General features: G+C 68.9%; 18 protein-coding genes. 14 read left to right on the forward strand and 4 right to left on the reverse strand.

Annotation, left to right across the window (positions count from 1 at the left end; all coding sequences use genetic code 11):
* The first annotated feature begins 5 nt into the window (after positions 1-5).
* From BS329_RS25715 to BS329_RS25725, 3 genes are read left to right on the forward strand one after another with little or no spacing between them, the layout of a single operon-like run.
* Positions 6-2,036, forward strand: a complete 2,031-nt coding sequence (locus tag BS329_RS25715) for a YrhB domain-containing protein (protein ID WP_076164402.1) — start codon at positions 6-8, stop codon at positions 2,034-2,036.
* A complete protein-coding gene (locus tag BS329_RS25720) occupies positions 2,029-3,117 on the forward strand; it encodes an ADP-ribosylglycohydrolase family protein (protein ID WP_076163835.1) in 1,089 nt (362 codons plus the stop codon). The genes BS329_RS25715 and BS329_RS25720 overlap by 8 nt, the downstream gene beginning before the upstream one ends.
* A 39-nt stretch (positions 3,118-3,156) precedes the next feature.
* Positions 3,157-5,082, forward strand: a complete 1,926-nt coding sequence (locus BS329_RS25725; protein WP_076163836.1) for a TNT domain-containing protein — start codon at positions 3,157-3,159, stop codon at positions 5,080-5,082.
* A gap of 50 nt (positions 5,083-5,132) precedes the next feature.
* Here the strand turns inward: BS329_RS25725 and BS329_RS25730 are convergent, their stop codons facing one another.
* Entirely contained in the window at positions 5,133-5,984 is an 852-nt protein-coding gene (locus BS329_RS25730; RefSeq protein ID WP_076163837.1) for a class I SAM-dependent methyltransferase, read from the reverse strand.
* A 16-nt stretch (positions 5,985-6,000) separates the two neighbouring features.
* Entirely contained in the window at positions 6,001-7,308 is a 1,308-nt protein-coding gene (locus tag BS329_RS25735; protein ID WP_076163838.1) for a sensor histidine kinase, read from the reverse strand.
* A gap of 277 nt (positions 7,309-7,585) precedes the next feature.
* Here BS329_RS25735 and BS329_RS25740 point away from each other — a divergent pair, with 277 nt between their 5' ends.
* Both BS329_RS25740 and BS329_RS25745 read left to right on the forward strand, forming a co-directional pair.
* The gene (locus BS329_RS25740) at positions 7,586-8,905 is read left to right on the forward strand and encodes an AAA family ATPase (RefSeq protein ID WP_244197293.1); all 1,320 of its coding nucleotides are present in this window, start codon (positions 7,586-7,588) and stop codon (positions 8,903-8,905) included.
* 182 nt (positions 8,906-9,087) lie between these two features.
* Complete coding sequence (locus BS329_RS25745) at positions 9,088-9,528, forward strand: hypothetical protein (protein ID WP_244197294.1); 441 nt, start codon at positions 9,088-9,090, stop codon at positions 9,526-9,528.
* A gap of 2 nt (positions 9,529-9,530) precedes the next feature.
* Here the strand turns inward: BS329_RS25745 and BS329_RS25750 are convergent, their stop codons facing one another.
* Positions 9,531-10,952, reverse strand: a complete 1,422-nt coding sequence (locus BS329_RS25750) for a CCA tRNA nucleotidyltransferase (RefSeq protein ID WP_076163841.1) — start codon at positions 10,950-10,952, stop codon at positions 9,531-9,533.
* Between the two features lie 148 nt (positions 10,953-11,100).
* Between BS329_RS25750 and BS329_RS25755 the strand changes: the two genes are divergently transcribed.
* From BS329_RS25755 to BS329_RS25800, 9 genes are all read left to right on the forward strand, one after another.
* The gene (locus BS329_RS25755) at positions 11,101-11,622 is read left to right on the forward strand and encodes an NUDIX hydrolase (RefSeq protein ID WP_076163842.1); all 522 of its coding nucleotides are present in this window, start codon (positions 11,101-11,103) and stop codon (positions 11,620-11,622) included.
* Positions 11,623-13,773, forward strand: coding sequence for a DUF6049 family protein (locus tag BS329_RS25760; RefSeq protein ID WP_076163843.1), 2,151 nt, complete (start codon positions 11,623-11,625; stop codon positions 13,771-13,773).
* A gap of 674 nt (positions 13,774-14,447) precedes the next feature.
* Positions 14,448-16,184 carry a murein biosynthesis integral membrane protein MurJ gene (murJ, locus tag BS329_RS25770; protein WP_076163845.1) on the forward strand — a complete coding sequence of 579 codons (1,737 nt, stop codon included), beginning with the start codon at positions 14,448-14,450 and terminating at the stop codon, positions 16,182-16,184.
* 121 nt (positions 16,185-16,305) lie between these two features.
* Positions 16,306-17,868, forward strand: coding sequence for a protein kinase family protein (locus BS329_RS25775; protein ID WP_084750173.1), 1,563 nt, complete (start codon positions 16,306-16,308; stop codon positions 17,866-17,868).
* 31 nt (positions 17,869-17,899) lie between these two features.
* A complete protein-coding gene (gene sigM / locus BS329_RS25780; protein WP_076163847.1) occupies positions 17,900-18,559 on the forward strand; it encodes an RNA polymerase sigma factor SigM in 660 nt (219 codons plus the stop codon).
* Complete coding sequence (locus tag BS329_RS25785) at positions 18,556-19,341, forward strand: hypothetical protein (RefSeq protein WP_076163848.1); 786 nt, start codon at positions 18,556-18,558, stop codon at positions 19,339-19,341. The genes sigM and BS329_RS25785 overlap by 4 nt, the downstream gene beginning before the upstream one ends.
* A 153-nt stretch (positions 19,342-19,494) precedes the next feature.
* The gene (trxB, locus tag BS329_RS25790) at positions 19,495-20,490 is read left to right on the forward strand and encodes a thioredoxin-disulfide reductase (protein ID WP_076163849.1); all 996 of its coding nucleotides are present in this window, start codon (positions 19,495-19,497) and stop codon (positions 20,488-20,490) included.
* 36 nt (positions 20,491-20,526) lie between these two features.
* A complete protein-coding gene (trxA, locus tag BS329_RS25795) occupies positions 20,527-20,850 on the forward strand; it encodes a thioredoxin (RefSeq protein WP_076163850.1) in 324 nt (107 codons plus the stop codon).
* 261 nt (positions 20,851-21,111) lie between these two features.
* On the forward strand, positions 21,112-22,260 hold the full coding sequence (locus BS329_RS25800) for an N-acetylmuramoyl-L-alanine amidase (protein ID WP_076163851.1): 1,149 nt from the start codon (positions 21,112-21,114) through the stop codon (positions 22,258-22,260).
* Between the two features lie 361 nt (positions 22,261-22,621).
* On the opposite strand, the gene BS329_RS25805 is transcribed toward BS329_RS25800, so the two are convergent.
* Positions 22,622-23,266: a GNAT family N-acetyltransferase gene (locus BS329_RS25805; RefSeq protein ID WP_143253201.1), complete on the reverse strand. Its 645-nt coding sequence runs from the start codon at positions 23,264-23,266 to the stop codon at positions 22,622-22,624.
* Between the last annotated feature and the right edge of the window lie 80 nt (positions 23,267-23,346).

Raw genomic sequence — 23,346 nt, forward strand, 5'->3', positions numbered from 1 at the left:
GGACGATGAACGAAGAGGAAGCCGTCAGCCGCGTCGAAGAGTGGCTGGCGGGCCGAGGGGGCGAGGGGACCGGCGCGTTGCGCCTCCGTCGCGAGTACGTGGTGCGCGCGACCGACGGCTGGAACGTCACCTACAACACCGTCGGCTGGCTCGACGGGACCGATCCCGGCGCGGGCCTGTTCCCCAGCCCGGTCGCGTTCGTCCCGGACGACGGCGGTGAGATCCGGCTCGACCTGGAGCTGATGGCGGTTTCGGCGGCCGGCGGCGACGACAGCGACGCGTTCACCCGATGGGCCGAGGTCGTCGACCCCGAATTCGATCCCGCCGCGGTCCCCGGCCTGCCCGTGCCGAAGGCCGCGATCGTGCGCTGGGAGCAGCACACGCTGTACGGCGAGCCGACCGGCGCGGTCCGCGCCAATCCGGATCACCGGCCGGGGCCGCGGTTCTCCGGACGGCCGAAACCGGAAAGCGACGTCGAGACGCTCCTCGGTTACCTTCGCGTCGAGTGGATCACTCCGGAGGAGTTCGTCCACTGGATGCTCGATCTCGACGTGCTCGCCCCGGCGAAGGACGGCCATCTGCAGGTCCGCGACTTCGGGGACGCCGGGGCCAGGTTCGTCGTCTACACCTCCGAGGCACAGGTCCCGTCGGAGTACACGGTCTGGCAGCGGGTCCAGCCTCGCGTGCTCCTGCGCCGGGCGAAGGACACTCCCGGCGTCGGCCTGCTGGTGAACCCGGGCAGGCCGGAGACCTTCAACGTCTACCCGGAGACCCTGCGTCAGGTCGCCGATCTCGAACTTCCGAAAGGCACCGAGCGCCCGGAGTCCGTCGGACGTCCCGCGTACTTCAGCGGGGAGTACGACGGCGTGGCCACCGCGAATCTGCGGAGCCTCGTCGACCAGGCCAGGGACAACGGCTACCCCCTGAGCCCCGACGAACTCACCCGCTATGTCCGCGCCGCGACGCTGTCGTTCGAGCGCTCCCGGGCGAAGTACGACGGCCGTCCGCTGCCGGAACTGCCCGAAGACCTGTTCGCCAACGGCCTGGTGACGCACTTATACGACGACGGCCAGCCGCGCCCGGTCGCTTGGACGTTCGGGAAGTTCCACAACCCGACGCTCCCTGTCGGTAGCTTCGCGTATCCGCGGCTTCTCGGCGCGTACGTGGGCTTCGCGCTCGGGGACGCGCTCGGCTCGGGAGCGGACCCGGCGGACGGCCTGCCGATGGGCGGACTGACGCGGCAACTGCTGTTCCACACCGAGTCGGTGATCCGAGGACTGGACCCGACCCCGGACAAGGCCGAGATCCCGGCGTCGCTGCCCGCGGGCGGACGGCCGGACGGCTGGGTGGCCAAGGCCACCGAAGGCGCGGGCCCGGCTCCCGCCGAGTTCTCGGCGATGCTGGCGACCGCGCTGGCCGCGACGGTGACCGGCGGCGTGGAAGGTCCCGCCGACAACGCCTTCTACGCGATGAAGGTGGTTCGTGAGCTGGTCGGTTCCGCGGCCGGGCACGAGGTCGTCCACGGCGCCGAACTGCTGGTGAACCTGTTCCGCGCCCAGCTCGCGGCCCGGAACGGCGAGCCGGCGGTGGCGAACTTCCTCGAAGGCTTCGACGAGTACAGCGGCGAGGTCGGCGACCTGGTCAAGACCGTGCTCGACCTCCGGAACGACTTTGGCGGAGACGACGTCGAGCAGTTCGACAGCATCGGCGACGGCCGGACGCCGCTTTCGGTGCTGGGCAGGGCGTTGTTCGCCGCCGCCAAACGCGGCCACGACGCCGAGGCGGCGCTGGCACTGGCCGCCCGCGGCGGCGCGGTGACCGGCGCGCTGACCGGGGCGATGGTGGGTGCCAGGCTGACCGTGCCCGGCCTGCCGGAGTCGTGGCTCGCCGCGTATTCCGGTCTCGGCGCCGTCGACGCCATGGCGGGCGACGCCTATTACTACTTCAACCGGTTCGGCCTGCCCCGCGAGCCCGAGGAGCGGCGTCGCTGGGACGCGAAACGGTATCCACGAGGAGATCAGCGAACAAATGCGTGAGTGGCTTCAGGATCCGGCGACCAGTTCGCGGCTGCGCGGCAGCCTGTTCGCCGGTGCGCTCGGCGACGCGCTCGGCGCGAAGACCGAATTCGATTCGATCGACCGCATCCGGGAAATCGCCGGGCCCGCCGGGATCACCGGCCTCATCCCGGCGTACGGCGGGATCGGCCGGATCACCGACGACACCCAGATGACGCTGTTCACGCTGGAAGGCCTGATCAGAGCCCACGCGGGCGCCCTTCCCGTCGAGCAGTCGCTCCAGATGGCCTACCAGCGCTGGCTGCACACCCAGGGCGTCTCGTGGGAGCGGGCACGCGGCCCGCACGACACAAGCCTGGAACCGGACGGCTGGCTGATCACGAACCGTGAGCTGTTCAGCCGTCGCGCGCCCGGCCTCACCTGCTTCAGTGAGCTGGAGGCGTACGGCAAGACAGGCGTGCGTGCCGGCATGGACAAACCGGTGAACAACTCGAAGGGCTGCGGCGGCATCATGCGCGCGGCGCCGGTCGCGCTGTGGTCGGACGACCTCGCCGAGGTCTTCCGGCTCGGCGCCGAGAGCGCGGCGCTGACCCACGGTCACCCGAGCGGGTATCTCTCGTCGGGTGCTTTCGCGGTGATCGTGCACGAACTGCTGCTCGGGAAACCACTGCTCGACGCCGTCACGGCCGCCCGTGCCGAACTGGAGAAGTACCAGGGGCACGAGGAGCAGAGCGTCGCGCTGGACCAGGCGCTCGCCCTGGCCGAAAAGGGGGCCCCGACGCCGGAGAAGCTCGAAACACTCGGCCAGGGGAACATCGGCGAAACCGCGCTCTCCATGTCGGTCTACGTGGCATTGGCCACCACGGACCCGAACGTCGCGCTGCTCGCGTCGGTGAACCACAGCGGTGACAGCGACTCGACCGGATCGATCTGCGGGAACCTCGTCGGTGCGATGTACGGGGAAGAAGAGCTCGAGACGGACTGGCTGGCGAAGCTGGAACTGAGCGAGGTGATCGGACAGCTGGCGGACGACGCGCTCGCGGAGTTCGGCGGGAACGCACCGGGTGACGACCGGTGGTACGCCCGCTACCCGGCCCACTAGATTTACCTCCGGTTTGGGGAATTGGGGAGAGGACACATCGTGCGTTACCGGGTTCAAGCGGCGGAGCGGCCGGATGGCCTGTACGCCGTATGGGGGGAAACCGTCTTCGCGGCCCAGCGGTCGACAGAGGACGGCACACTGCTGCTCATCGCGCCGCCGGGGGAAGCCCCGCCTGAAGGGTTCGACCGCGACTGGAACGGACGCCCGGCGAGGGTGGTGCTCAACGGCGAGGTCGGCGCGACCTTCAGCCTGCAGACACACGGCCGGTTCGACGACGAGCACTTCCTGATCGCGCCGCACACCGGTGGCGCCGAGCTGACCTTGCGCTGGGCGGGCGAGGACGCGGCCCGCGCGGCCGAACTGGGCCTGACGGACTTCTCGACCACGGTCGCGCCGTCGCGGCTGACGGCGCTGTGGCAGACCAGGCACGACTTCTTCGAGACGCCGGACGCCCGGCCGGAGAACGGCGCGGGCGACCAGCCCCCGCTGCTGCGCGCCATCGGCCGGACGCTGCTGCGGGTGCTGCCGCCGGGCTGGCAGCGGGTCGGCGCCCAGTTCCGGCAGATCGGCGACTACGCCGAACTCGAGGTCCGGTCGGTCGGCGACGAGGGCAATGGCCCGGTGTCGGTGTCGATCGCGGCCCCGCCGGAGCTCGGTTCGCTGTTCGCGCGGCTGCGCGCGGCGATGCACCACCCCGAGACCGGCACCTGGTTCCAGGGCACCTTCACCCTGGACTCGGAGTCGCACTTCGATTTCGACTTCGATGCCGAGCAGGAACCGACCTGGCGGCTCGCGCCGAACGAGGGCGGGAAGCCGACGCCACGCGCGTACGCGACCGAACTCGCGATCTTCCCGCGCGACCACAAGCACGTCCCGGCCTGGCTCGCGGCCAAGGCCGGGCTGCCGCTGGGTGTGACGTTCCGGCACGCGAAGGTCGTCGACGCGCACAACGAAGGCGAACGCCCGGTCGTCAACCGGCCGCCGGTGCCGCCGGACCAGGTCCGCGGCGTGCTGGACTACCTCTTCCGCTCGCCGGTGGCGGTGTCCAGGCCGGGTCCGCAACCCGACGTCTTCACCCCCAACGGCCCGCCGGACGTGCCGAACGCCTTCCACACCGACGGCGTCTGGATCTGGCCCGCGGCCGTCCCGCACTACCTGCGGAAGTACGGCGTCCCGCCGGAGCCGGAACTGGTCGAGCACATCCGGGCCGCCGGCTTCCGGCCGCCGCTGGTCGGCGAGCTGGTGCGGGCGACCGCCGAAGCGGAGATCGTCGGCAAACCACGTCCGCCGCAGACCGACGCGGACCTGCCGGACGACAGCGTCCGCACCCGCGTCGAACGCGACGGCGAGCCCGGCCGCGACGTCCGGGCCGGTGACGTGCTGGACGTGCTGTACCAGCGGCTGGCCGAGCACGGCGTCGCACCGACGGCCTACCGGATCGGCGCGAACGCGGTACCGGAACCAGGGGTCTGGACGCTGCGCCGCGCCGAGAACGGCTGGGAGGTGTCGCGGCCTCCGGCGGACGAGCCGGTGGCGTTCGCCAAGCTCGAAGAGGCGGCGCGGTTCTTCCTCGGCACCCTGCTGCTCTATCCGGCACGGGCCGCGGCGGGCGCGAACGAGGAGGCCGACAACCCGGCCGACTGGCCGATCCTGCCGCTGCGGGGCGAGCCGCCGCTGAACTTCTTCCGCCGCAAGCGGATCGTCGTGCTGCCGGCGGGCACCACCGTGCAGCGGTTCGGGAACGAGACCGGCAACCTCGTGCACGCCGAGCCGTCACGGTTCGTCGAGACGTCGCTGGCCGCGGAACGCGAGCGGGAACGCCGCCTGTACCGCGTCCAACGGCCGCTGCGCGTGGTCACCGGCATCACCGCGCCGTGGAACGGGACACCGGGCGGGGCCGTGGCCTACGTACTGCCCCGGCCGATCGCCCAGCATCTCGAAACCGGCGCGCTTTCGCGGGTCTGAGACCTCGTGCGAGGTCCGCGTTCAGCCCGCTAAACGCGGTCCTGGCGAACTCAGGACGCGGTGATCAGCACGGCGGGGGACCACCAGTAGTCGGCCAGCGGTTCGATCCGGACGCCGGTGAAGCCCGCTTCCTTGAGCTGCGAGGCCCAATCGGTGGCGGGCTGCTCCCAGTTCGTCCGGTCCGCCCCCGGTTTGACCAGGCCGAGCAGGATCGGCAGCAGGAACCCCTGCGCCACCAGCGACGCGTTCTTGCCGTACTCCGAGATCCCCCGTTCGTAGCGCGTGACCAGCGAGACCAGGTACTCGGCGGAGTCTTCGTCGTACTCGGGCACGTCGAATTCGGCGAGCACCAGGCGGGCGGTGCGGGGCCGGAGCGCCCGCAGGACCTCGGTGCGCTCGCCGGTCGGGATCGACTGGAGCGCGAACGTCGACTGCGTCAGCTGCCACTGCCGGTCGTCGTCGCGGGCGAGGAACTCCTGCGCGGTGACGTCCCAGGTGTGCAGGCCGTGCGTGCCGTCGAGGTGCTTGCGTGCTTCGGCGAGCAGGGCACGCGACGGCTCGACGAGGTCGATCCGGCCGGGCTGCCGATCCGCCTGTTCGAGCGCGGGGACGACGGCGAGCCCGTCACCGCAGCCGAGGTCGAGCAGCGAACCGACGCTGCCGTAGCGCCGGGCGAGCATCTCGCTGAGCTGCCGGTAGAGCTTGACGTTCCCGCCACCGCGGATGAACGCCGTGAACGCGGCAGGCCGGTCGTAGACACCTCCGCCGCCGCCTTCGGTCAGGTACCGGTGCAGTTCGATGCCGAGCGTGGATCCGGCACGCTCGGCGAGGTCCGCTGCCTTGGCCTGGTCACCGTCGCGGTACGCGGTGAGCGCGCTGGCCAGGACGTCCGTTTTCTTCATGTTCTCCTGTTTACCGTCAGAACGGCACCCAAAGGGTGACTCTGGTGCCATTGCCCGGAGAGGACTCCACCCTGGCGGTCCCGCCGACCTCGTTCAGCCGGGCGGTGATGGACTCGCTGATCCCGAAACCGGCGGGGCGGGCGTCGGGGCTGAAGCCCGCGCCGTGATCGCGGGTGATCACCGCGATGCCGCCGTCCTGCTCTTCGACGCGTACGACGACCTTGTCCGTCCCGGCGTGCTTGAGGGTGTTCCGCAGGGACTCGCGGACGGCGTCGCGGATGGCGATCTGCCGGACCTCCGAGAGGGTGTCGTCGTCGAGTTCGGCGATGACGAGCTGGGCGCGCAGCCCATCCCGCGCCATTTCCGCCGCCAGCGAGGCGAGCTTCTCGCCCAGCGGCCGCGACCCGGCCTCGGACCGTTCCGAAGCCTCGTTCTCGATCGTCCGCCGCAGTTCCATCGACTGCGCCCGTGCCAGCCGCTGCACCTCGGCGAGCCGCACCGCCGGATCGCCCTTGTTGGCCAGCGCGATCGCTTCGAGGGTCTGCAGTACGGAGTCGTGCAGCATCCGGTGCTGGCGGGCGCGTTCGGCGATCCGGCCGTTGCGGATGCCGTACGCGAGGGCGAGCCGGGTACCGAGTCCGACCAGGACGAGCGCGCCGGTCGCGGTGAAGAGCACGCCGAGGATCGACGGGAAGGTGGCCATCGCGTCGCCGGGCGCGGCCTTGCCGGTGCCGAGCAGGGACGCGAGCATCCGGACCGGGAAGCTGGCGAGCGCCAGCCCCACCGCGGCGGGCATCCCCAGCGCCAGCGCGAGCAGCGCGACCTCGCCGAGCAGGTGTTTCCCGGGCACCGCCATCGCTTCGGTGAACACCGAAGCCGGCACGAGCGCGCCGATCGCCAGCGGCGCGAGCAGCGTGAACACCAGGTCGAGGGCCAGCAGCCGGACGGCGTGCTGCGGCCGGAACGGCGCCGTACGCAGCATCCACCGGATCCCGTACAGCGACAGCGAGACCGAGCCGAGCGCCACCAGCCCGACGGGGCCGATCCCGATCATGCCGTGCGTGGAGACGTAAACCCCGAACGCGCCGGGTACCGCGAAGAGCCGGTAGACCAAAGGAACGAGTGCGACATAACGGGCAGCCCGCAACAGAAGATTGTCGCGATAGGTCGTGTCGACGGGCCCGGACATCTTCTGGATCCGCCGCAACGCGCGCATCGGCGTCGGATCGCCGACCTCGTCGGACAGCTCGCTCGTCGCCGTGGCCAGCGCGGGCGCGCCGCGACGCAGCAACGTCACCAGAAAACTGGACGGCCGCTTCGCCATGGAATTCCCCCTGCCCGGAGCACCGGCGCGAGTATGTCGGCTAACGGCACAACGAGCCAGGGCCCAACGGAGTTATCTCAGCTGATGATGTACCTCGAGCGCATCGAAGTCACCTTCACCGGCCCCACGCTCCGCTGAATCGACTCGTCCGCACGCTAGCCTGACTTTCATGCTCACCAGGCTGGAGGTACAGGGGTTCAAGAACCTGCTGGACGTACGGGTCGACTTCGGTCCGTTCACCTGCATCGCGGGAGCGAACGGAATCGGCAAGTCCAACGTGTTCGACGTCATCGATTTTCTGTCGCACCTGGCGTCCGGCACCCTGATGGAAGCAGCTCAGCAGATACGCGGTCCTGCCGACGGACGGAGCGGCGACCCACGAGACCTGTTCTGGGACGGCTACGGCGACCATGAGCGTGAGATCCATATCGCGGTCGAGATGATCGTTCCGGCGACAGTCGAAGACGATCTCGGCTCACCCGCACCTGCGACCACGACGTTCCTTCGATATGAACTCGGACTCGGCTACACACGTCCGGACGGTGAAGCAAGCGTCGGACGGCTTGCTTTGCTGTCCGAGAAGCTCGTTCACATCAACCGAGGTGAAGCGGCTGAGCATTTGAAGTTCAACCACAGCGTCAAGAAGTTCCGTAATGCCGTGGTGCTGGGACGACGGAGCGGCGGGCCGTACCTTTCGACAGGCGCTCATGAGAGTGGCCTGGTGATCAATGTGCACGGTGACGGCGGGAGCTCAGGCAGGCCCCAACCACGCGCCGCGGCACGAGCAGGCAGAACAGTCTTGAGCACCATCACGACGAACGACCACCCGACAATTCTCGCCGCGCGCCGCGAAATGCAGAGCTGGCGAAGGCTTGCACTCGAGCCTTCCGCGCTTCGTACCCCGGACGGGTTCACCGACCCTCGTTCACTCGGCTCCGATGGCCGCCACCTCGCGGCCGCGCTCTTCCGGATCGCCCAGGACAATGTGAGCAGCGGAGTCGCACCGGACGCGGACGCCGTTTACGCGCGGGTCGCCGGTCGGCTCGCCGACCTTGGCGACCTTGGCGTCGAAAGCCTCTCTGTGGAACCGGACCAGGTTCGAGAGGTACTTACGCTGTTCCTTGAGGAACGTGGCGGGCTCAGGCTCCCAGCACGTGCGCTTTCAGAGGGCACCCTGCGTTTTCTCGCGCTGTGCGTACTACTCGAAGATCCCACGGTGACCGGGCTCATCTGTATGGAGGAGCCCGAGAACGGGATACATCCGGCCAACCTGGAAGCGATGCTCGACCTGGTCCGTGACCTTGCCGTCGACCCCGAAGAACCACCGGACGCCGACAACCCGTTTCGACAGGTCATCATCAACACCCATTCACCCGGTGTGGTCCAACTATGCAGCCGTGAAGACATCTTGGTCGCGGACAACCGGCTCCAGACCGCACCTGATGGGACTACTACGAGGGCGCTGTCGTTACTTCCACTCGCCAGGACATGGCGAGCCAGGGAAGCCACGGTAACGGCCACGGACGCCGATCTGGTCGTTTACGCGACCGCTCCACCTGGCGTCCAAATCAAGCTTCCGATGGATCTGGTCGGCTGATGAGGACCACTGTTCGCGGCCTCTTCGTCGCCGAAGGGAGCTCCGATCACCCTTTGGCGGGAATAGCCGAGCTCCTGTTTCGCGATCGGGGCGTCGACCTACGCCTTACGATGCCGCCATTCGAGCAGCTCCGGGGTGTCCCCAAAGACGTTGAATCACGGGTGGAGGCAGGCCTGAGACTCATGGGGAACCAGGTCGACCTCGTCGTGGTGCACCGCGACGCCGACAACGTGGGCAGGGCCGTACGTCACGAGGAAATCGCCGGTGCGCTGAGAAAGACCGACGCTCCAGTGTGGTGCCCGATCATCCCCGTCCGGATGACCGAAGCCTGGCTGCTGCTGGACGAGGTTCTGATTCGCCAGATCGCGGGAAACCCGCGTGGTAAGGCCGCTCTTGGACTCCCGAAAATCCAGGAGGTCGAGAAAGTCGCCGACCCCAAAGAACTCCTGCGGTCCGCCTTGATCTCCGCTGCTGAATCGACCGGCAGACGACGCGACCGTGACGCCAAACGGTTCAACCAGCAACGGAGACAACTTCTGGAACGACTCGACCGGCACGGCCCGGTCAGCAAGCTCTCCAGCTGGCAGCAGCTGTTGGCCGATGTGGACGCCGTCGCGACGTGACCTCAGCCGCCGATACCGTTCTCGGCCGCCCACTTCTTCAACTCGGCCACCGCGTCGTCGTGCTCCAGCGGACCGCGGTCGAGGCGCAGTTCCTTCAGGTGTTTCCACGCCTTGCCGACGTCCGGCCCCGGCTTGAGGTCGAGGATCCGCATGATCTCCCCGCCGTCGAGGTCCGGCCGGACCCGGTCGAGGTCCTCCTGCGCCTGGATCGTTTCGATCCGCCGCTCGAGGTCGTCGTAGGTCGCCTGCAACGCGGCCGCCTTCTTCCGGTTGCGCGTGGTGCAGTCGGCACGCACCAGCTTGTGCAGCCGGGGCAGCAGGTCGCCGGCGTCGGTGACGTAGCGCCGCACCGCCGAATCCGTCCACTCGCCCTTGCCGTACCCGTGGAACCGCAGGTGCAGGAACACGAGCTGGCTGACGTCCTGGACGATCTCCTTCGAGAACTTCAGGGCGCGCAAACGCTTGCGGGCCATTTTCGCGCCGACGACCTCGTGGTGGTGGAAGCTCACGCCGCCACCGGGCTGGAATTCGCGCGTCGCGGGCTTGCCGACGTCGTGCAGCAGCGCCGCGAGCCGCAGGATCAGATCCGGCTTCGACGTCGGTTCGTGGGACTTCTCCAGGTCGATCGCCTGCGCGAGCACGGTCAGCGAGTGCTGGTAGACGTCCTTGTGCTGGTGATGCTCGTCGATCGCCAGCCGCATCCCTGGCACCTCGGGCAGCACACGGTCGGCGAGGCGGGTGTCGACCAGCAGCTCGATACCGGGCCGTGGGTCGTCCGCGAGCAGCAGCTTCGACAGCTCGGCCTGGACGCGCTCGGCGGTGATCCGGTCGATCTCCTCGGCCATCGACGTCATCGCGTCGATCACCCGCGGCGCCGCGGTGAACCCGAGCTGCGCGGAGAACCGCGCGGCCCGCAGCATGCGCAGCGGGTCGTCGGCGAAGGACTCCTGCGGGGTCGCGGGGGTGTCGAGCATCCGGTCCCGCAACGCCTGGAGCCCGTCGTACGGGTCGACGAAGGTCTGGTTCGCCAGGTCGATCGCCATCGCGTTGACCGTGAAGTCGCGGCGGAGCAGGTCGCCCTCGATACTGTCGCCGAAGGTGACCTCGGGGTTGCGGCCGACGCCGTCGTAGCTGTCGGCGCGGAACGTGGTGATCTCCAGGGTCATGCCCTGTTTGGTCACACCGACCGTGCCGAACGCGATGCCGACGTCCCACACCGCGTCACCCCAGACGCTGACGATCTTGAGCACCTGGTCCGGCCGCGCGTCGGTGGTGAAGTCGAGGTCGTTCGAGAGCCTGCCGAGCATCATGTCGCGGACGCTCCCGCCGACCAGGTACAGGCGGTAGCCCGCCTTGGCGAAGAGCTTCGCGAGTTCGTCCGCCAGCGGGGAGATGCGCATCAGCTCCGTCACAGCGTTCTGCATCGCAGTGCTCTTCCCCGCAATCGCCTGCCCGGCGACCACCTTGTTCACGACAATCCCACCACGATTTGGATGTACTTACTACGACCCCGCCCAACACGGGCACGGAGAGCCAGCGTACCCGTACCGCCGTTTGCTCTAGCATCGCAGCATGTCTGGATCAGCCGGCCGCTCCGGCGCTTCGAAGCCGGGCCGCCGGCGGAGGCGCAGGCGGGGGCGGCGGCTGACCACGGTCGACGAAACGTCGGCCGGTGGACTCGTCGTCGACGTCGAACGGGCCAACGCCGCGCTGATCGGACGGCTCGACAGGCACGGCAGACTCCTGTGGTCGCTGCCGAAGGGCCACATCGAGGACGGTGAAACGCATGCGCAGACCGCGGTGCGCGAGGTGAAGGAGGAGACCGGCATCTCCGCGCGGGTCCTCGAACCCCTCGGCACCATCGACTACTGGTTCGTGGCCGAGCGACGACGGGTGCACAAGACGGTGCACCATTTCATCCTGGAATACATCGGTGGCGAACTTTCGGACGAAGATGTCGAGGTGACCGAGGTCGCCTGGGTACCGCTCGCCGACCTCGAGACCACCCTCGCCTACTCCGACGAGCGCAAGCTGGTCCGGAAGGCCAAAGAACTCTTCGCGCAGCAACGCCCAGACCGCCGAGGGAGCACCTGAGTGAAGCGGCTTGCCGCCACTGTCCTGTCGATCCTGTTCCTGGCTCTGCCCGCGTTGTTCGGCGCGGTCGCGCAGGCGCAGGAGCAGCCCCGGCTGCGCGTGGACCTCGATCAGCTGAATCCCCGCGTCATCACTTCGATCTCGACGTCGCTCACCGTCACCGGCCGCGTCACCAACATCGGCGATCGGCCGATCAGCAAGCTGAGCGTCCGGCTGCAACTGGGCACCCGGTTGCAGACCGAGCAGCAGATCGGCGACGTGCTCGCCGGCGGCAAGTTCAAGGACCTCGCGGCCACCGAGTTCGTCGACCTCGAACCGGACGTGCTGGAGGCGGGGAAGAGCGCCGGGCTGAACCTGACCGTCCCGCTCGGCCAGTCCTCGAAGTTCCAGTTCATCCGGCCTGGGGTGTACCCGCTGCTGGTCAACGTCAACGGCACCCCGGAGTTCGGCGGGCCGGAACGGCTCGCCGCGGTCAGCCTGCTGATGCCGGTGCTCGGCGTCCCCGGCAAGGCGCCCGCGTCGCGTCCGCCGTCGCCGCCGTCGGCGAGCCTGCTGTGGCCGATCGCGAACAGCACCGTGCACGTCGTCTCGTCCCCGCTCGGCGGGCCGCTGACACTGGCCGACGAGCGGCTGGCGGGCGAACTGGGCCCCGGCGGGCGGCTGGACTCGCTGGTCGCGGCCGCGCGGACGGCCGAGGCCGACACGAAGGTCTCGTCGTCGTTGTGTCTCGCCATCGACCCCGACCTGGTCGCGACCGTGGACGGGATGGCCCGCGGCTACCAGGTCGCCACCGGCGGCGGTCCCGTCGCAGGCAAGGGCGTCGAGAGCGCGAGGAACTGGCTCGGACAGCTGAAGGCGCTCGTCGCGGGCCGGTGCGTGGTCACCCTCCCGTTCGCCGACGCCGACCTCACCGCGCTGACGAAGGTCCGTGCCGGTGACGCCACCGACACCGCGCTCATGGCCAGCGCGCTCGGCGGCGCGGCGACGATCAAGAACCTGCTCGGCATCCAGCCGCAGGACGGCGTGCTGTGGCCCGGCGGCGCCCTCGACTCGCAGACCGTCGAAACGATCGGCAAGGCGGGCGTCAAGACCGTGCTGACCGACTCGGGCAAACTCCAGTCCGATGTCCCGCTTTCGGGTGGGATCTCGATCGAGGGGACGAACCTCCGCGCGCAGCCGATCGACACGCTGATCGCGTCCGCGCTGAACGGCTCCGGGGGCACCCAGAACGGACTCGGCGCGATCGCCTTCCGGGCGGGGCTCGGCGGGCAGGCCGCGGGGCAGGAGCGCGCGCAGTTGCTGATCGCGCCGCCGCGGCACTGGGACCCGACCGGTCCCGACCTCACCACGTTCCTGGAGCGGATGGGCGACTTCTACGCCGCGGGCCTCGTCAAGCCGACCCCGCTGCCCGATCTGCTCGGCGAAAGCCCGTCCGGGACGGCGTCGGTCAACTACGACCCGCAGGACGTTTCGGCCGCGACCGGCGGCGACGTCACCGCGAAGATGTCCCAGATCGACAACGAGACCCTCGGCCTGTCGTCGGCGATGACGATGGATGCCACCAAACGAGTGAATCCGGCCGATGTGGTCGCTCCCGTCCGGCTCGCCCTCATCCGGGCCACCTCGACCTCGTGGCGCGGCGCGGACGCCGAGACCGTCACCGGGAACGCCCGCGGTGACCTCGAGGCGATCCGCAGCCAGGTGACCGTGGAACGGCCGAAGCAGACGATCGCGCTGGCTTCCGGCGCGTCACCGCTCCCCGCGTACATCACCAACGGCCTCCCGGTCGGCGTCAACGTGCGCACCGTGCTGAAGAACAACGTGGGCCTGCGCCCCACCGAAGCGGTCCCGGAGCGGACGGTCCCGGCCAACGGCGCGGTCAACCAGCTGCTCCCGGTCGAGGCGCTTCGGGCGGGCCGGTTCAGCGTCGACGTGTCCCTGACCACGCCCGACGGGACCAAACTCGGCACCGACGCGCGGTTCGAGCTGACCTCCACGGAGTACGGCGCGATCACCATCATCATCACCGTCACCGCGGCGGGCGCGTTGCTGCTGCTCTCGTCCCGCCGGATCTACCGGAGGATCAAGGACGCGCGTGCCACCCGGACGGACGAAACCACCCCACGTGTGACCGAGGACGCACAGGTTTAAGTGTTTCCGGCCGTCGCCGATTACCCTGGGTCGAACGATGCCACCGGGCATCACGTAGCCGAGCACCGAGGATTGGGCGCACGTTGGAAAGAGAGCCGGGTGTACCGCCCGAGCGTGCAGGCCGTCCCCGGCGCGAAGGTACTCCGCCACCACCCCGTCGCACGGATGGCTCAGCGCGTCGTCCGGAACGGTCAGGACGCCCTGAACGCGCGGAACGCCGTCAGCCGCCACCGCAGCAGGTCCCCCCGCCCGAACGCGGCGAGCGGCCACGGCGGGCGGTGCCGCCTCCCGATCGGCAGCCGCCGGTCGACGGTCGCCGTCAGCGTGCCGCCGGCCGTCCCGACGACGAGACGCGGCGGCTGAGGCCGCCACCGAACCAGGCACCGCCGAACCAGGCACCGCCGCGGAAGACGCCGCCGTCCGTCGTACCCCCGGCGCAGTCGACGCCGCCTCCGCCGACCCGTCGTCAGCAGGTTCCGCCTCCGCAGGGGCAGCCGTCCCAGAACCCGCCGCCACGCCGTCCGACGGCGCCACAGACGCCGCAGGCGCTCAATCAGACACCACCCCCGCCGCATCGCGGGCGCCGCCAGCCACCACCGGTCCGCCCGTGGCAGCAGGACCCGCGCGACGAACCCGACGCGACGCGGTTCATCCCGCGCACCCCCGGCGTCCCGATGGGATCGCGCTGGCCGGTCGCCGACCCCGATGTCCTCCGCCCGTACGACCAGCTCGCCACGCAGGTCATGCCCGCGATCAAGGACGCGCCGCTGGTCAAACCGCGGCCGGGGGAGACCGGCGAACAGGACGTCGCCGCCCCGGCGAAGGCGCCGTCGATCGCGAAGTCCAGCGGCCGGATGGCGATCGCCTCGCTGATCAGCCGCATCACCGGCTTCGCGTGGAAGCTGCTGCTGGTCGCGGCCATCGGCGCCAAGGTCGAGAACGACTCGTTCAACGTCGCCAACACGATGCCGAACATCATCTTCGAACTGCTGATGGGCGGCGTGCTGTCCAGCCTCGTGGTCCCGCTGCTCGTGCGGTCGCAGGACGACAAGGACGGGGGCGAGGCCTACACGCAGCGGCTGGTCACGGTGGCGGGCACGCTGCTCGTCGTCGGGACGGCGATCGCGGTCTTCGCCGCACCCCTGATCACCAAGCTCTACGTCGATGACAACGGGCAGGCGAACCCCGGCCTGGTCACCGCTTTCGCGTACCTGCTGCTGCCGCAGATCTTCTTCTACGGCGTGTTCGCCCTGCTCTCGGCGATTCTGAACGCGAAGCACATCTTCGGTCCGACGGCCTGGGCGCCGGTGATCAACAACCTGGTCGTCATCTTCACGATCCTCGTGGTGTGGATCATGCCGGGGGACATCTCGACCAATCCGGTGTCGATCACCGACCCGAAGGTGCTGACGCTGGGCCTCGGCGTGACCGCGGGCATCGTGGCGCAGTCGGTGCTGCTGATCCCGCCGCTGCTGCGGTCGGGGTTCAAGTTCAAGTGGCGCTGGGGCATCGACAAGCGCATGAAGGAGTTCGGCGGGCTCGCGCTGTGGACCGTCGGCTACGTCGCCGTCAGCCAGGTCGGCTACACGATCACGACCCGTGTGCTGACCAGCGGTTCCGAAGGCGGTGTGACCGCGTACAGCAACGCGTGGCTGCTCTTCCAGCTGCCCTACGGCGTCATCGGCGTCTCGCTGCTGACCGCGATCATGCCGAGGATGAGCCGTGCGGCCGCGGACGGCGATCACAAGAAGCTGATCGGCGACCTCTCCTACGCCTCCCGGATCTCGACGGTGACCCTCCTGCCGATTTCCGCCGTGATGACCGTGGTGGGTGGTTCGGTCGGTATCGCCCTGTTCACCTTGGGCAAGGGCCGGGTCGAGGACGCGACACGGCTGGGCGAAGCACTGGCGATCTCCGCGTTCGCGCTGCTGCCGTACGCGCTGGTCATGTTGCAGATGCGGGTGTTCTACGCGATGAAGGACGCGCGGACGCCGGTGCTGATCATGATCGTGATGACCGTGGTCAAGGTGCCCCTGCTCTACCTGTGCCCCGTGCTGCTGTCGCCGGACAACATCGTGCTCGGCGTGATGATGGTCAACGGCCTCACGTTCGTCGTCGGCTCGATCCTCGGCCAGGTGTGGCTGTGGGTGACGCTCGGAAATCTCCGGAGCAAGCGGATTCTCGGGGTGATCCTCTTCACGGTGGTCGCGAGTGTGCTCGGCGTCGGCGCGGCCTGGCTCGCCGGGCAGCTCGTCCCTGACTCATTCGGGCCTACTTTCCATGCCTGGGTGAAACTTCTCCTGCAGACGGCGGTCGGGATCGTCGTGTCGTTCGGCGTGCTCATGGCCCTGAAAGTCGAGGAACTGAAGCCCGCCACTGCCAGGATCACCCGGCTGATCAAGCGCGGATAACGATTCACGCACGGATGGCGCGCGTTCACGCGTCGTATTCTGGGTACCCTCGGTGCGGGAGCTACGCGGGAGAGTTGCGGTGGATACGAGACGGAGCGAACAGGCAGGGGAGGCGAGCCAGGTGGGCATCCGGGCCCAAGGCGGGTCGCTGGCCCCTGGCCGGGTCGTCGGAGACGGCCGGTATCGCCTGCTCGCACAGTTCGGGGTGGACGAACGGGCCGCCGCGCACCTTTGGCGTGCCCGCGACGGGCAGCTGAAGCGGGATGTGGCGTTGACGCTGCTGGTCGGCGACCCGGCGGACGCGGAAGCCGCGAGGCTCGCGCGCCGGACGCTGGAGCGTGCCGCGCACGCCTCCAAGTTCGGCCACGGCGGTGTCGCGCGCGTCCTCGACGTGCTGAGCCTCGGCAGCGGCGTCACCTCGAGCGAAGGTCTGCTCGGTGTCGTCGTGGCGGAATGGACCAAAGGCAGTGACCTGGTCGACCTGGTGTCACAGCGCCCCGTGGCGCCCGCCGCGGCGGCCAGGATGGTGCAGGCGCTGGCGGAAGCCGTCGACCACGCCCATCAGAACGGTCTCGTCCTCGGCCTCGACCATCCGCAGCGCCTGCGGCTCACCCCGGACGGCGCGCTGAAGCTCGCCTTCCCGGGTCCACTGCCCGAAGCGACCCTTCGCGACGACGTCAAGGCGCTCGGCGCTGTGCTGTACCTGCTGCTGACCGGCCGCTGGGCCCTTCCCGGCGGACCTGCCGCGATCCCGGCGGCGCCGCACGCGCCAACCGGCCGCGTCGTCCCGCCGCGGTCGCTGGTCCCGACGGTCCCGGTCGAACTGTCGTCACTCGCCGTCCGCACCATCGAGGACGGCGGCCATGGCGGTATCCGCACCAGCGCGGCCATCCTGCGCGTGCTGGGCCAGGTCGCCGAAGCCGAGGAACGCACCCAGCTGATCAAGGCCGTCGGCGAGGAAGAAGCCCCCGTCGAGCCGGACGGCACGGTCTGGACGACGAAGAAGCCGGTCAAGGACGTCGCTCGGCGCAAGAAGCTGGCGTTCGGCGTGACGGTGCTGGTCGTCGCGACCGTGGTCATCCTGGCCTGGGGCGGGATGATGCTGATCAACCTGTTCCAGGGCGATTCGAAGTCCAGCGGCCCGCAGATCAACGTCGCCGCGTCGTCGTCTTCGCAGGCTCCGCCACCCTCGGGCCAGCAGCCCCCGCCCACCCAGCAGCCGCCCTCGGTCCCCGCCTTAGGAGCCGCGGTGAAGCCGTCGGCCGTCGCGGTGTTCAACCCGGGCAGCAAGGGCGACAGCCCCGGCCGCGCCAAGAACGCGAACGACGGCGATCCGGGCACCTCCTGGAAGACCGACGAGTACGACAAGCAGTTCCCGGTCCTCAAGGACGGCGTAGGGCTGGTCGTGACCTTCAAGGATCCGATCAACCTCAGCCAGGTCAAGATCGACGCGGGAAGCCCCGGCTCGAAGGTCGAGATCCGCTCCACCGACAAGAAGAACCCGAAGCTCGACGAGACGAAGGTCGTCGGCGGCGGGGACCTGGCGGCGGGCGAATCGACCATCGCGTTGCAGCAGCCGCAGCAGGGTCAGTACTTCATCATCTGGATCACTCGGCTGGGTGAAGACGAGGACGGCAAGTTCATCACCGAACTCAAAGAGCTGACCTTCCTGCCTGCGGGGTGACCTAAATCAAAGGATCAGTAGGCTCTCCCGGGTGACAGCTGCAGCTCCCACGGACGCGGATCTCATAGCGGCGCACGCCGCCGGTGACCCGCACGCGTTCAGTGAACTGGTCCAGCGACATCGGGATCGCATGTGGGCGGTCGCCCTGCGCACCGTGCGTGATCCGGAAGAAGCCGCGGACGCCCTTCAGGACGCCTTCATCTCCGCGTTCCGCGCGGCGGGCAACTTCAGGGCCGAATCGCAAGTCACGACGTGGCTGCACCGCATCGTCGTGAACGCGTGCCTCGACCGCATCCGGCGGGGCAAGGCAAGACCGACCGTTCCGCTGCCCGAGACCGGGCAGTTCAACGAGCCCGCCTCACCGCGCGACTCGATGTCCGACCGCGAGACGAGCCTTGTGGTCAAGGAAGCCCTCAATCAGCTTCCCGAAGAGCAACGTGCCCCGATCGTGTTGGTCGACGTCGAGGGATACTCGGTCGCTGAGACGGCGAAGATGCTCGGCATCGCCGAGGGCACGGTGAAGAGCAGGTGTGCCCGGGGTCGCGGAAAGCTCGCGAAGGTTCTCGGACATCTGCGGAACCCCGATGCTATTGCGAACGTCCCAACTCACGAAAGCAAACGAGAGCGCGCCACCCCGCAACGGGGTGCCAGGCGGCCGCAGGGCACGCCGGGTGACGGGGAGGGACGATGACAGACGAGAGCAGGGGGATCGGTGGGACCGTCGGTCCGCCGTGGTCTGTCGATGTGCTCGCCGACCTGCACGCGGGGGTGCTGGACGAACGAGAGGCGGCCGCACTCTGGCCGTTGGTGAACGCCGACCCCGAAGCACTGGCGATCATCGAAGCACTTGAAGCGACCACGGCCGACCTCGCGGAACTCGCGAACGAGCCGATCGCACCGATGCCTGCGGAGTTCGCCGCCCGGATCGACGCGGCACTGGCCGCCGAGATGCGGGCGTCGCCTGCGTTTCAAGGCGCATCTGAAGGGCAGCAGGCGCAGGTCGCCCCGGTGGTGGACCTCGCGGCCGCACGGCGACGGCGGAACAAGCGGATCGGCTGGGGCGCCGGGATAGCGACCGTGGCCGCGGCGGCCATCGCCGCCATCGCGATCGTCGTCCCCACCGCGCGGCAGTCGACGCCGGGCGGCGTCGCGCAGCCCCCGCCCGCACCCACCGGCCCTTCGGTCGACGGCGACGGCGGCGGGGCCGAAGCGCTTGTCGGCAAGGCTGTCGGGGTCCGCGACTTCGGCTCACTGCAGACCGAAGAGCGGCTCGACGCCTGTGTCGCCGCCGCCGGACTGGACCCCGACGTGCGACCGGAAGGCATCCGGCCGGTGAACGTGGCGGGCAAGGACGGCGTGATGGTGATCTACACCACAGGCAAGCTCGCCCAGTTCCGCATCGTCGCCTTCGGTGCCGAGTGCGGCCAGGGCAACTCGTCGGTCCTCTTCGACAAGATCATCGGACCGAAGTAGCAGCAAAGGTCCCTTGCTTCCCCCACCCGGCGGCAAGGGACCTTTGCCATCGCCGCCGCAAGGCAGGAGAAGTAGCGCCGGTCACCCCGGGAACACCGGCCCCTACGATCGTGTTGAGCCTGGTGAACAGGTCACTACGAGCGGAGGTCACGGGTGGCTGCCGAGGAGATCAGGAACCTGATCGTTGTTGGGTCGGGTCCTGCGGGGTACACCGCCGCTGTCTACGCGGCACGAGCGCAGCTCGAACCGTTGGTGTTCGAGGGCACTCAGTTCGGCGGTGCGTTGATGACGACGACGGAGGTCGAGAACTTCCCCGGCTTCCGCGAAGGCATCCAGGGTCCCGACCTCATGGAAGAGATGCGCGAGCAGGCCAAGCGTTTCGGCGCCGACCTGCGCCAGGAGGACGTCGAGTCCGTCGAGTTGACCGGTGACGTCAAGTACGTCGTCGCGAACGGCAAGCGCTACGCGGCCCGCGCGGTCGTGCTCGCGATGGGTGCCGCGGCTCGTTACCTGAACGTCCCGGGTGAGCAGGAACTGCTCGGCCGCGGTGTTTCGGCCTGTGCCACCTGCGACGGCTTCTTCTTCCGCGACCACGACATCGTGGTCGCCGGCGGCGGCGACTCCGCGATGGAGGAGGCGACCTTCCTGACGAAGTTCGCCAAGTCCGTCACGATCGTCCACCGCCGCGAGGAGTTCCGCGCCTCCAAGATCATGCTGGAGCGCGCCCGCGAGAACGAGAAGATCAAGTGGGCGCTCAACAAGCAGATCACCGGGGTCGAGGGTGAGGGCAAGGTCGAGGGCCTGAAGCTCAAGGACACGGTGTCCGGCGAGGAGTCCCAGCTGGACGTGACCGGGTTCTTCGTCGCCATCGGCCACGATCCGCGCAGCGAACTGGTGCGCGGTCAGGTGGACCTCGACGAGGAGGGCTACGTGCTCACCAAGGGCCGGACCTCGTACACGAACCTTCCCGGCGTCTTCGCGGCGGGCGACCTGGTCGACCGCACCTACCGGCAGGCGATCACCGCCGCCGGTTCCGGCTGCGCCGCGGCGATCGACGCGGAACGATGGCTGGCGGAGCACGCCGGTGTCGAGACCGCGCAGGAGACCCCTGAGCTGGTCGGTGGCGGCTACGGCGCCATCACCAACTGACTTTCCCAGCCCGTTCACCACCCAGGAGGAGACACCATGGCAAACACCGTGACGGTGACCGACAAGAGCTTCGTCGACGACGTGCTGACGAGTGAGAAGCCCGTACTGGTCGACTTCTGGGCGACCTGGTGCGGACCGTGCAAGATGGTCGCCCCGGTGCTCGAAGAGATCGCGGCGGAGAACGGCGAAAAGCTGACCATCGCGAAGCTCGACATCGACGCCAACCCGAACACTGCGCGTGACTACCAGGTGATGTCGATCCCGACGCTGATCCTGTTCCAGGGCGGCAAGCCGGTGAAGCAGATCGTCGGCGCCAAGCCGAAGGCCGCACTGCTGTCGGACCTCGCCGACGTCCTCTGATCTCGCGTTTCACCTGCCGAAACCCGGGGCCTTTCCAGGCTCCGGGTTTCGTCGTTCAGTGGAGTGGGTAGTTCTGACCGTTACGGGAACAGAATCATGGCGCCTGGACGGCTTCCTCGATCGGGGACTTGACGCACCGACCGGGCCTCCGCGCTCACCGAGAGTTCACAGGGCACAATAGAGCACCGGGGTCCGCCCCGCAGGTTTTTCAAGTCGTGCATCGAGCTCGATTCGGTGCCCCAAAGGAAGAGCGAGGAGTGCATGCGGGTACTCCGCCGCGGTGACGCCGGACCGGACGTCGCCGAGATCAGGTCCACGCTGGCGGCGATGGAGCTGCTCCCGCCGGTGACCGAATCCGGGGAGTACGAGTTCTACGACACGGCGATGGAACACGCCGTGCGAGCGTTTCAGCAGCGCCGTGGGCTCATCACCGACGGTCTGGTGGGTCCGGCGACCTATCAGGCACTTCGTGGCGCCGGCTATCACCTCGGCAGCCGCCCGCTGACTTACATGTTCTCCGCGCCCATGCAGGGTGACGACGTCTTCGCGCTCCAGGAGCGGCTGACCGAACTCGGCTTCGACGCCGGCCGCCCCGACGGGCACTTCGGCGCCCAGACCGAACGAGCGCTCAAGACCTTCCAGCGCGACATGCGCCTGGTCGCCGACGGCATGTGCGGTCCGGCCACGATCCGCGAACTGCACCGGCTCTCGTCGCCGCGTGCCCGCGGCGGCCGCCCTGTCTTCCTGCGCGAGCAGGAGCAGGTGCGCCAGGCGGGCCCCCGGCTGCGCGGCAAGCGCATCGTGATCGACCCCGGCCACGGCGGCGAAGACCTCGGTGTCGTCGCCGGTGACCTGCGTGAAGCGGACATCGCCTGGGATCTGGCGCGACGGCTCGAAGGCCGGATGCAGGCCACGGGCATGGAAGCGCTGATCTCGCGCGGGCCGAACCAGAGCCCCACCGAGGGTGAGCGTGCCAAGTTCGCGAACGAGTCGGGCGCCGACCTGTTCCTTTCGCTGCACAACGACAGGAACCCCTCGCCCAAGGCGCAGGGTGTCGCGAGCTTCCACTTCGGCACCGGGAACGGCACCACGTCGACCGTCGGTGAGCTGCTGGCCGGCTTCATCCAGCGCGAACTGGCCGCCCGGACCGGCATGCGCGACTGCCGCACGCACTACAAGACCTGGGAGATCTTCACCCGCACCCGCTGCCCGGCGGTGCGGATCGAGATCGGTTACCTGACCAACCCGGAAGACAGCGCCAGACTGGCCGACCCGGCTTTCCGCGACATCGTCGCCGAAGGCATCCTGGTCGCGGTGAAGCGCCTGTACCTCCTCGGTGAAGGGGACCAGCCGACCGGCACGTTCACCTTCGCGGACGTCCTGGCCCACGAACTCGCCAAAGCGGAGTAACCAGTCCTCCACACCCCCACGCGGGCGCACATCCCTCTGCCGACAGCCTCGGCACAACCGGTGGTGTGCCCCCTCGCCCGGCCACGCCACCCCTAGCTCCACGCGGCGCGCAGCCCCCGCCCTTCCCGGGGGGCGTCCCCAGGTCCAGTCTACCCATCCACAGATTTTCCACCGCTCCTAGCAGCGATCTGTGGATAACTCGGCGGGTTACCCACAGCTGTCCCCAGAGCGGGGGATGGCCGCTGCGCGCACCCGAAAACTCTGCTAGAGGCGTGAGCTGAAAGCGTCCTGCAGTGCGGAATTCGCCATGAAGGGGCCTTTCATGGCATCCGGATCCTGGCGTCCGGAACGGCCGGAAAGATCAGGCGCGGCCCATGCTCGGCTCGGCGGTCGTGATCGAGACCTGGCCGAGCAGCCGCTCGAGCGCCGCCTCCACGTCTTCCTTCCACGAGATCGCCGACCGCAGTTCCAGCCGCAGGCGCGGCCAGCGCGGATGCGGTCGCACGGTCTTGAACCCGACACTTTGCAGGAACGCGGCGGGCAGCACACAGCTGTGTCCGCCGTCCGGATCGGTCTCGTCGGGCTTGGCGTCCCCGAAGGCCTCGATCGCGCGGACGCCGCGTTTGGTCAGATCCTTCGCGACCGCCTGCACCAGCATCCGGCCGAGCCCGCCGCCCTGAAATTCGGGGAGGATCTGGAAAGCGGTCAGCAGCACCGCGTCCGGCCCGGGCGGTGAAGTCGGGAAAGCCAGCGAACGCGGCACGGCGTTCGGCGGCGCGTAGAGCACGAAGCCGACAGGCAAGGTGTCGCTGTAGACGATCCGGCCGCAGGAGCCCCATTCCAGCAGAACGCTGGAGACCCAGGCTTCCTTTTCGACCTCCGTCGCGCCGTACTCCTCGGCCTGCGCCTTCATATGCGGCGCCAGCTCCCAGTACACGCAGCGGCGACAGCTCTTCGGCAGATGCTCGAGATTGTCCAGGGTTACGCCCACGACGCGACGCGACACCGGCAAACCTCCCTGAAACGACGACACCGACTCAGCCCTGTCCCGAGCAGGGCTCGCTGAAGGGGTCCTGATCGAGGATA

The organism is Amycolatopsis coloradensis (assembly GCF_001953865.1).
GTDB classification, from domain to species: domain Bacteria; phylum Actinomycetota; class Actinomycetes; order Mycobacteriales; family Pseudonocardiaceae; genus Amycolatopsis; species Amycolatopsis coloradensis.

Coding starts and splice junctions, on each gene's coding strand:
- trxA (WP_076163850.1), top strand. CDS start 20,527: ATGGCAAACACCGTGACGGTGACCGACAAGAGCTTCGTCGACGACGTG.
- BS329_RS25750 (WP_076163841.1), bottom strand. CDS start 10,952: ATGCAGAACGCTGTGACGGAGCTGATGCGCATCTCCCCGCTGGCGGAC.
- murJ (WP_076163845.1), top strand. CDS start 14,448: ATGGGATCGCGCTGGCCGGTCGCCGACCCCGATGTCCTCCGCCCGTAC.
- BS329_RS25730 (WP_076163837.1), bottom strand. CDS start 5,984: ATGAAGAAAACGGACGTCCTGGCCAGCGCGCTCACCGCGTACCGCGAC.
- BS329_RS25745 (WP_244197294.1), top strand. CDS start 9,088: ATGGGGAACCAGGTCGACCTCGTCGTGGTGCACCGCGACGCCGACAAC.
- BS329_RS25755 (WP_076163842.1), top strand. CDS start 11,101: ATGTCTGGATCAGCCGGCCGCTCCGGCGCTTCGAAGCCGGGCCGCCGG.
- BS329_RS25800 (WP_076163851.1), top strand. CDS start 21,112: ATGCGGGTACTCCGCCGCGGTGACGCCGGACCGGACGTCGCCGAGATC.
- BS329_RS25715 (WP_076164402.1), top strand. CDS start 6: ATGAACGAAGAGGAAGCCGTCAGCCGCGTCGAAGAGTGGCTGGCGGGC.
- BS329_RS25720 (WP_076163835.1), top strand. CDS start 2,029: ATGCGTGAGTGGCTTCAGGATCCGGCGACCAGTTCGCGGCTGCGCGGC.
- BS329_RS25785 (WP_076163848.1), top strand. CDS start 18,556: ATGACAGACGAGAGCAGGGGGATCGGTGGGACCGTCGGTCCGCCGTGG.
- BS329_RS25735 (WP_076163838.1), bottom strand. CDS start 7,308: ATGGCGAAGCGGCCGTCCAGTTTTCTGGTGACGTTGCTGCGTCGCGGC.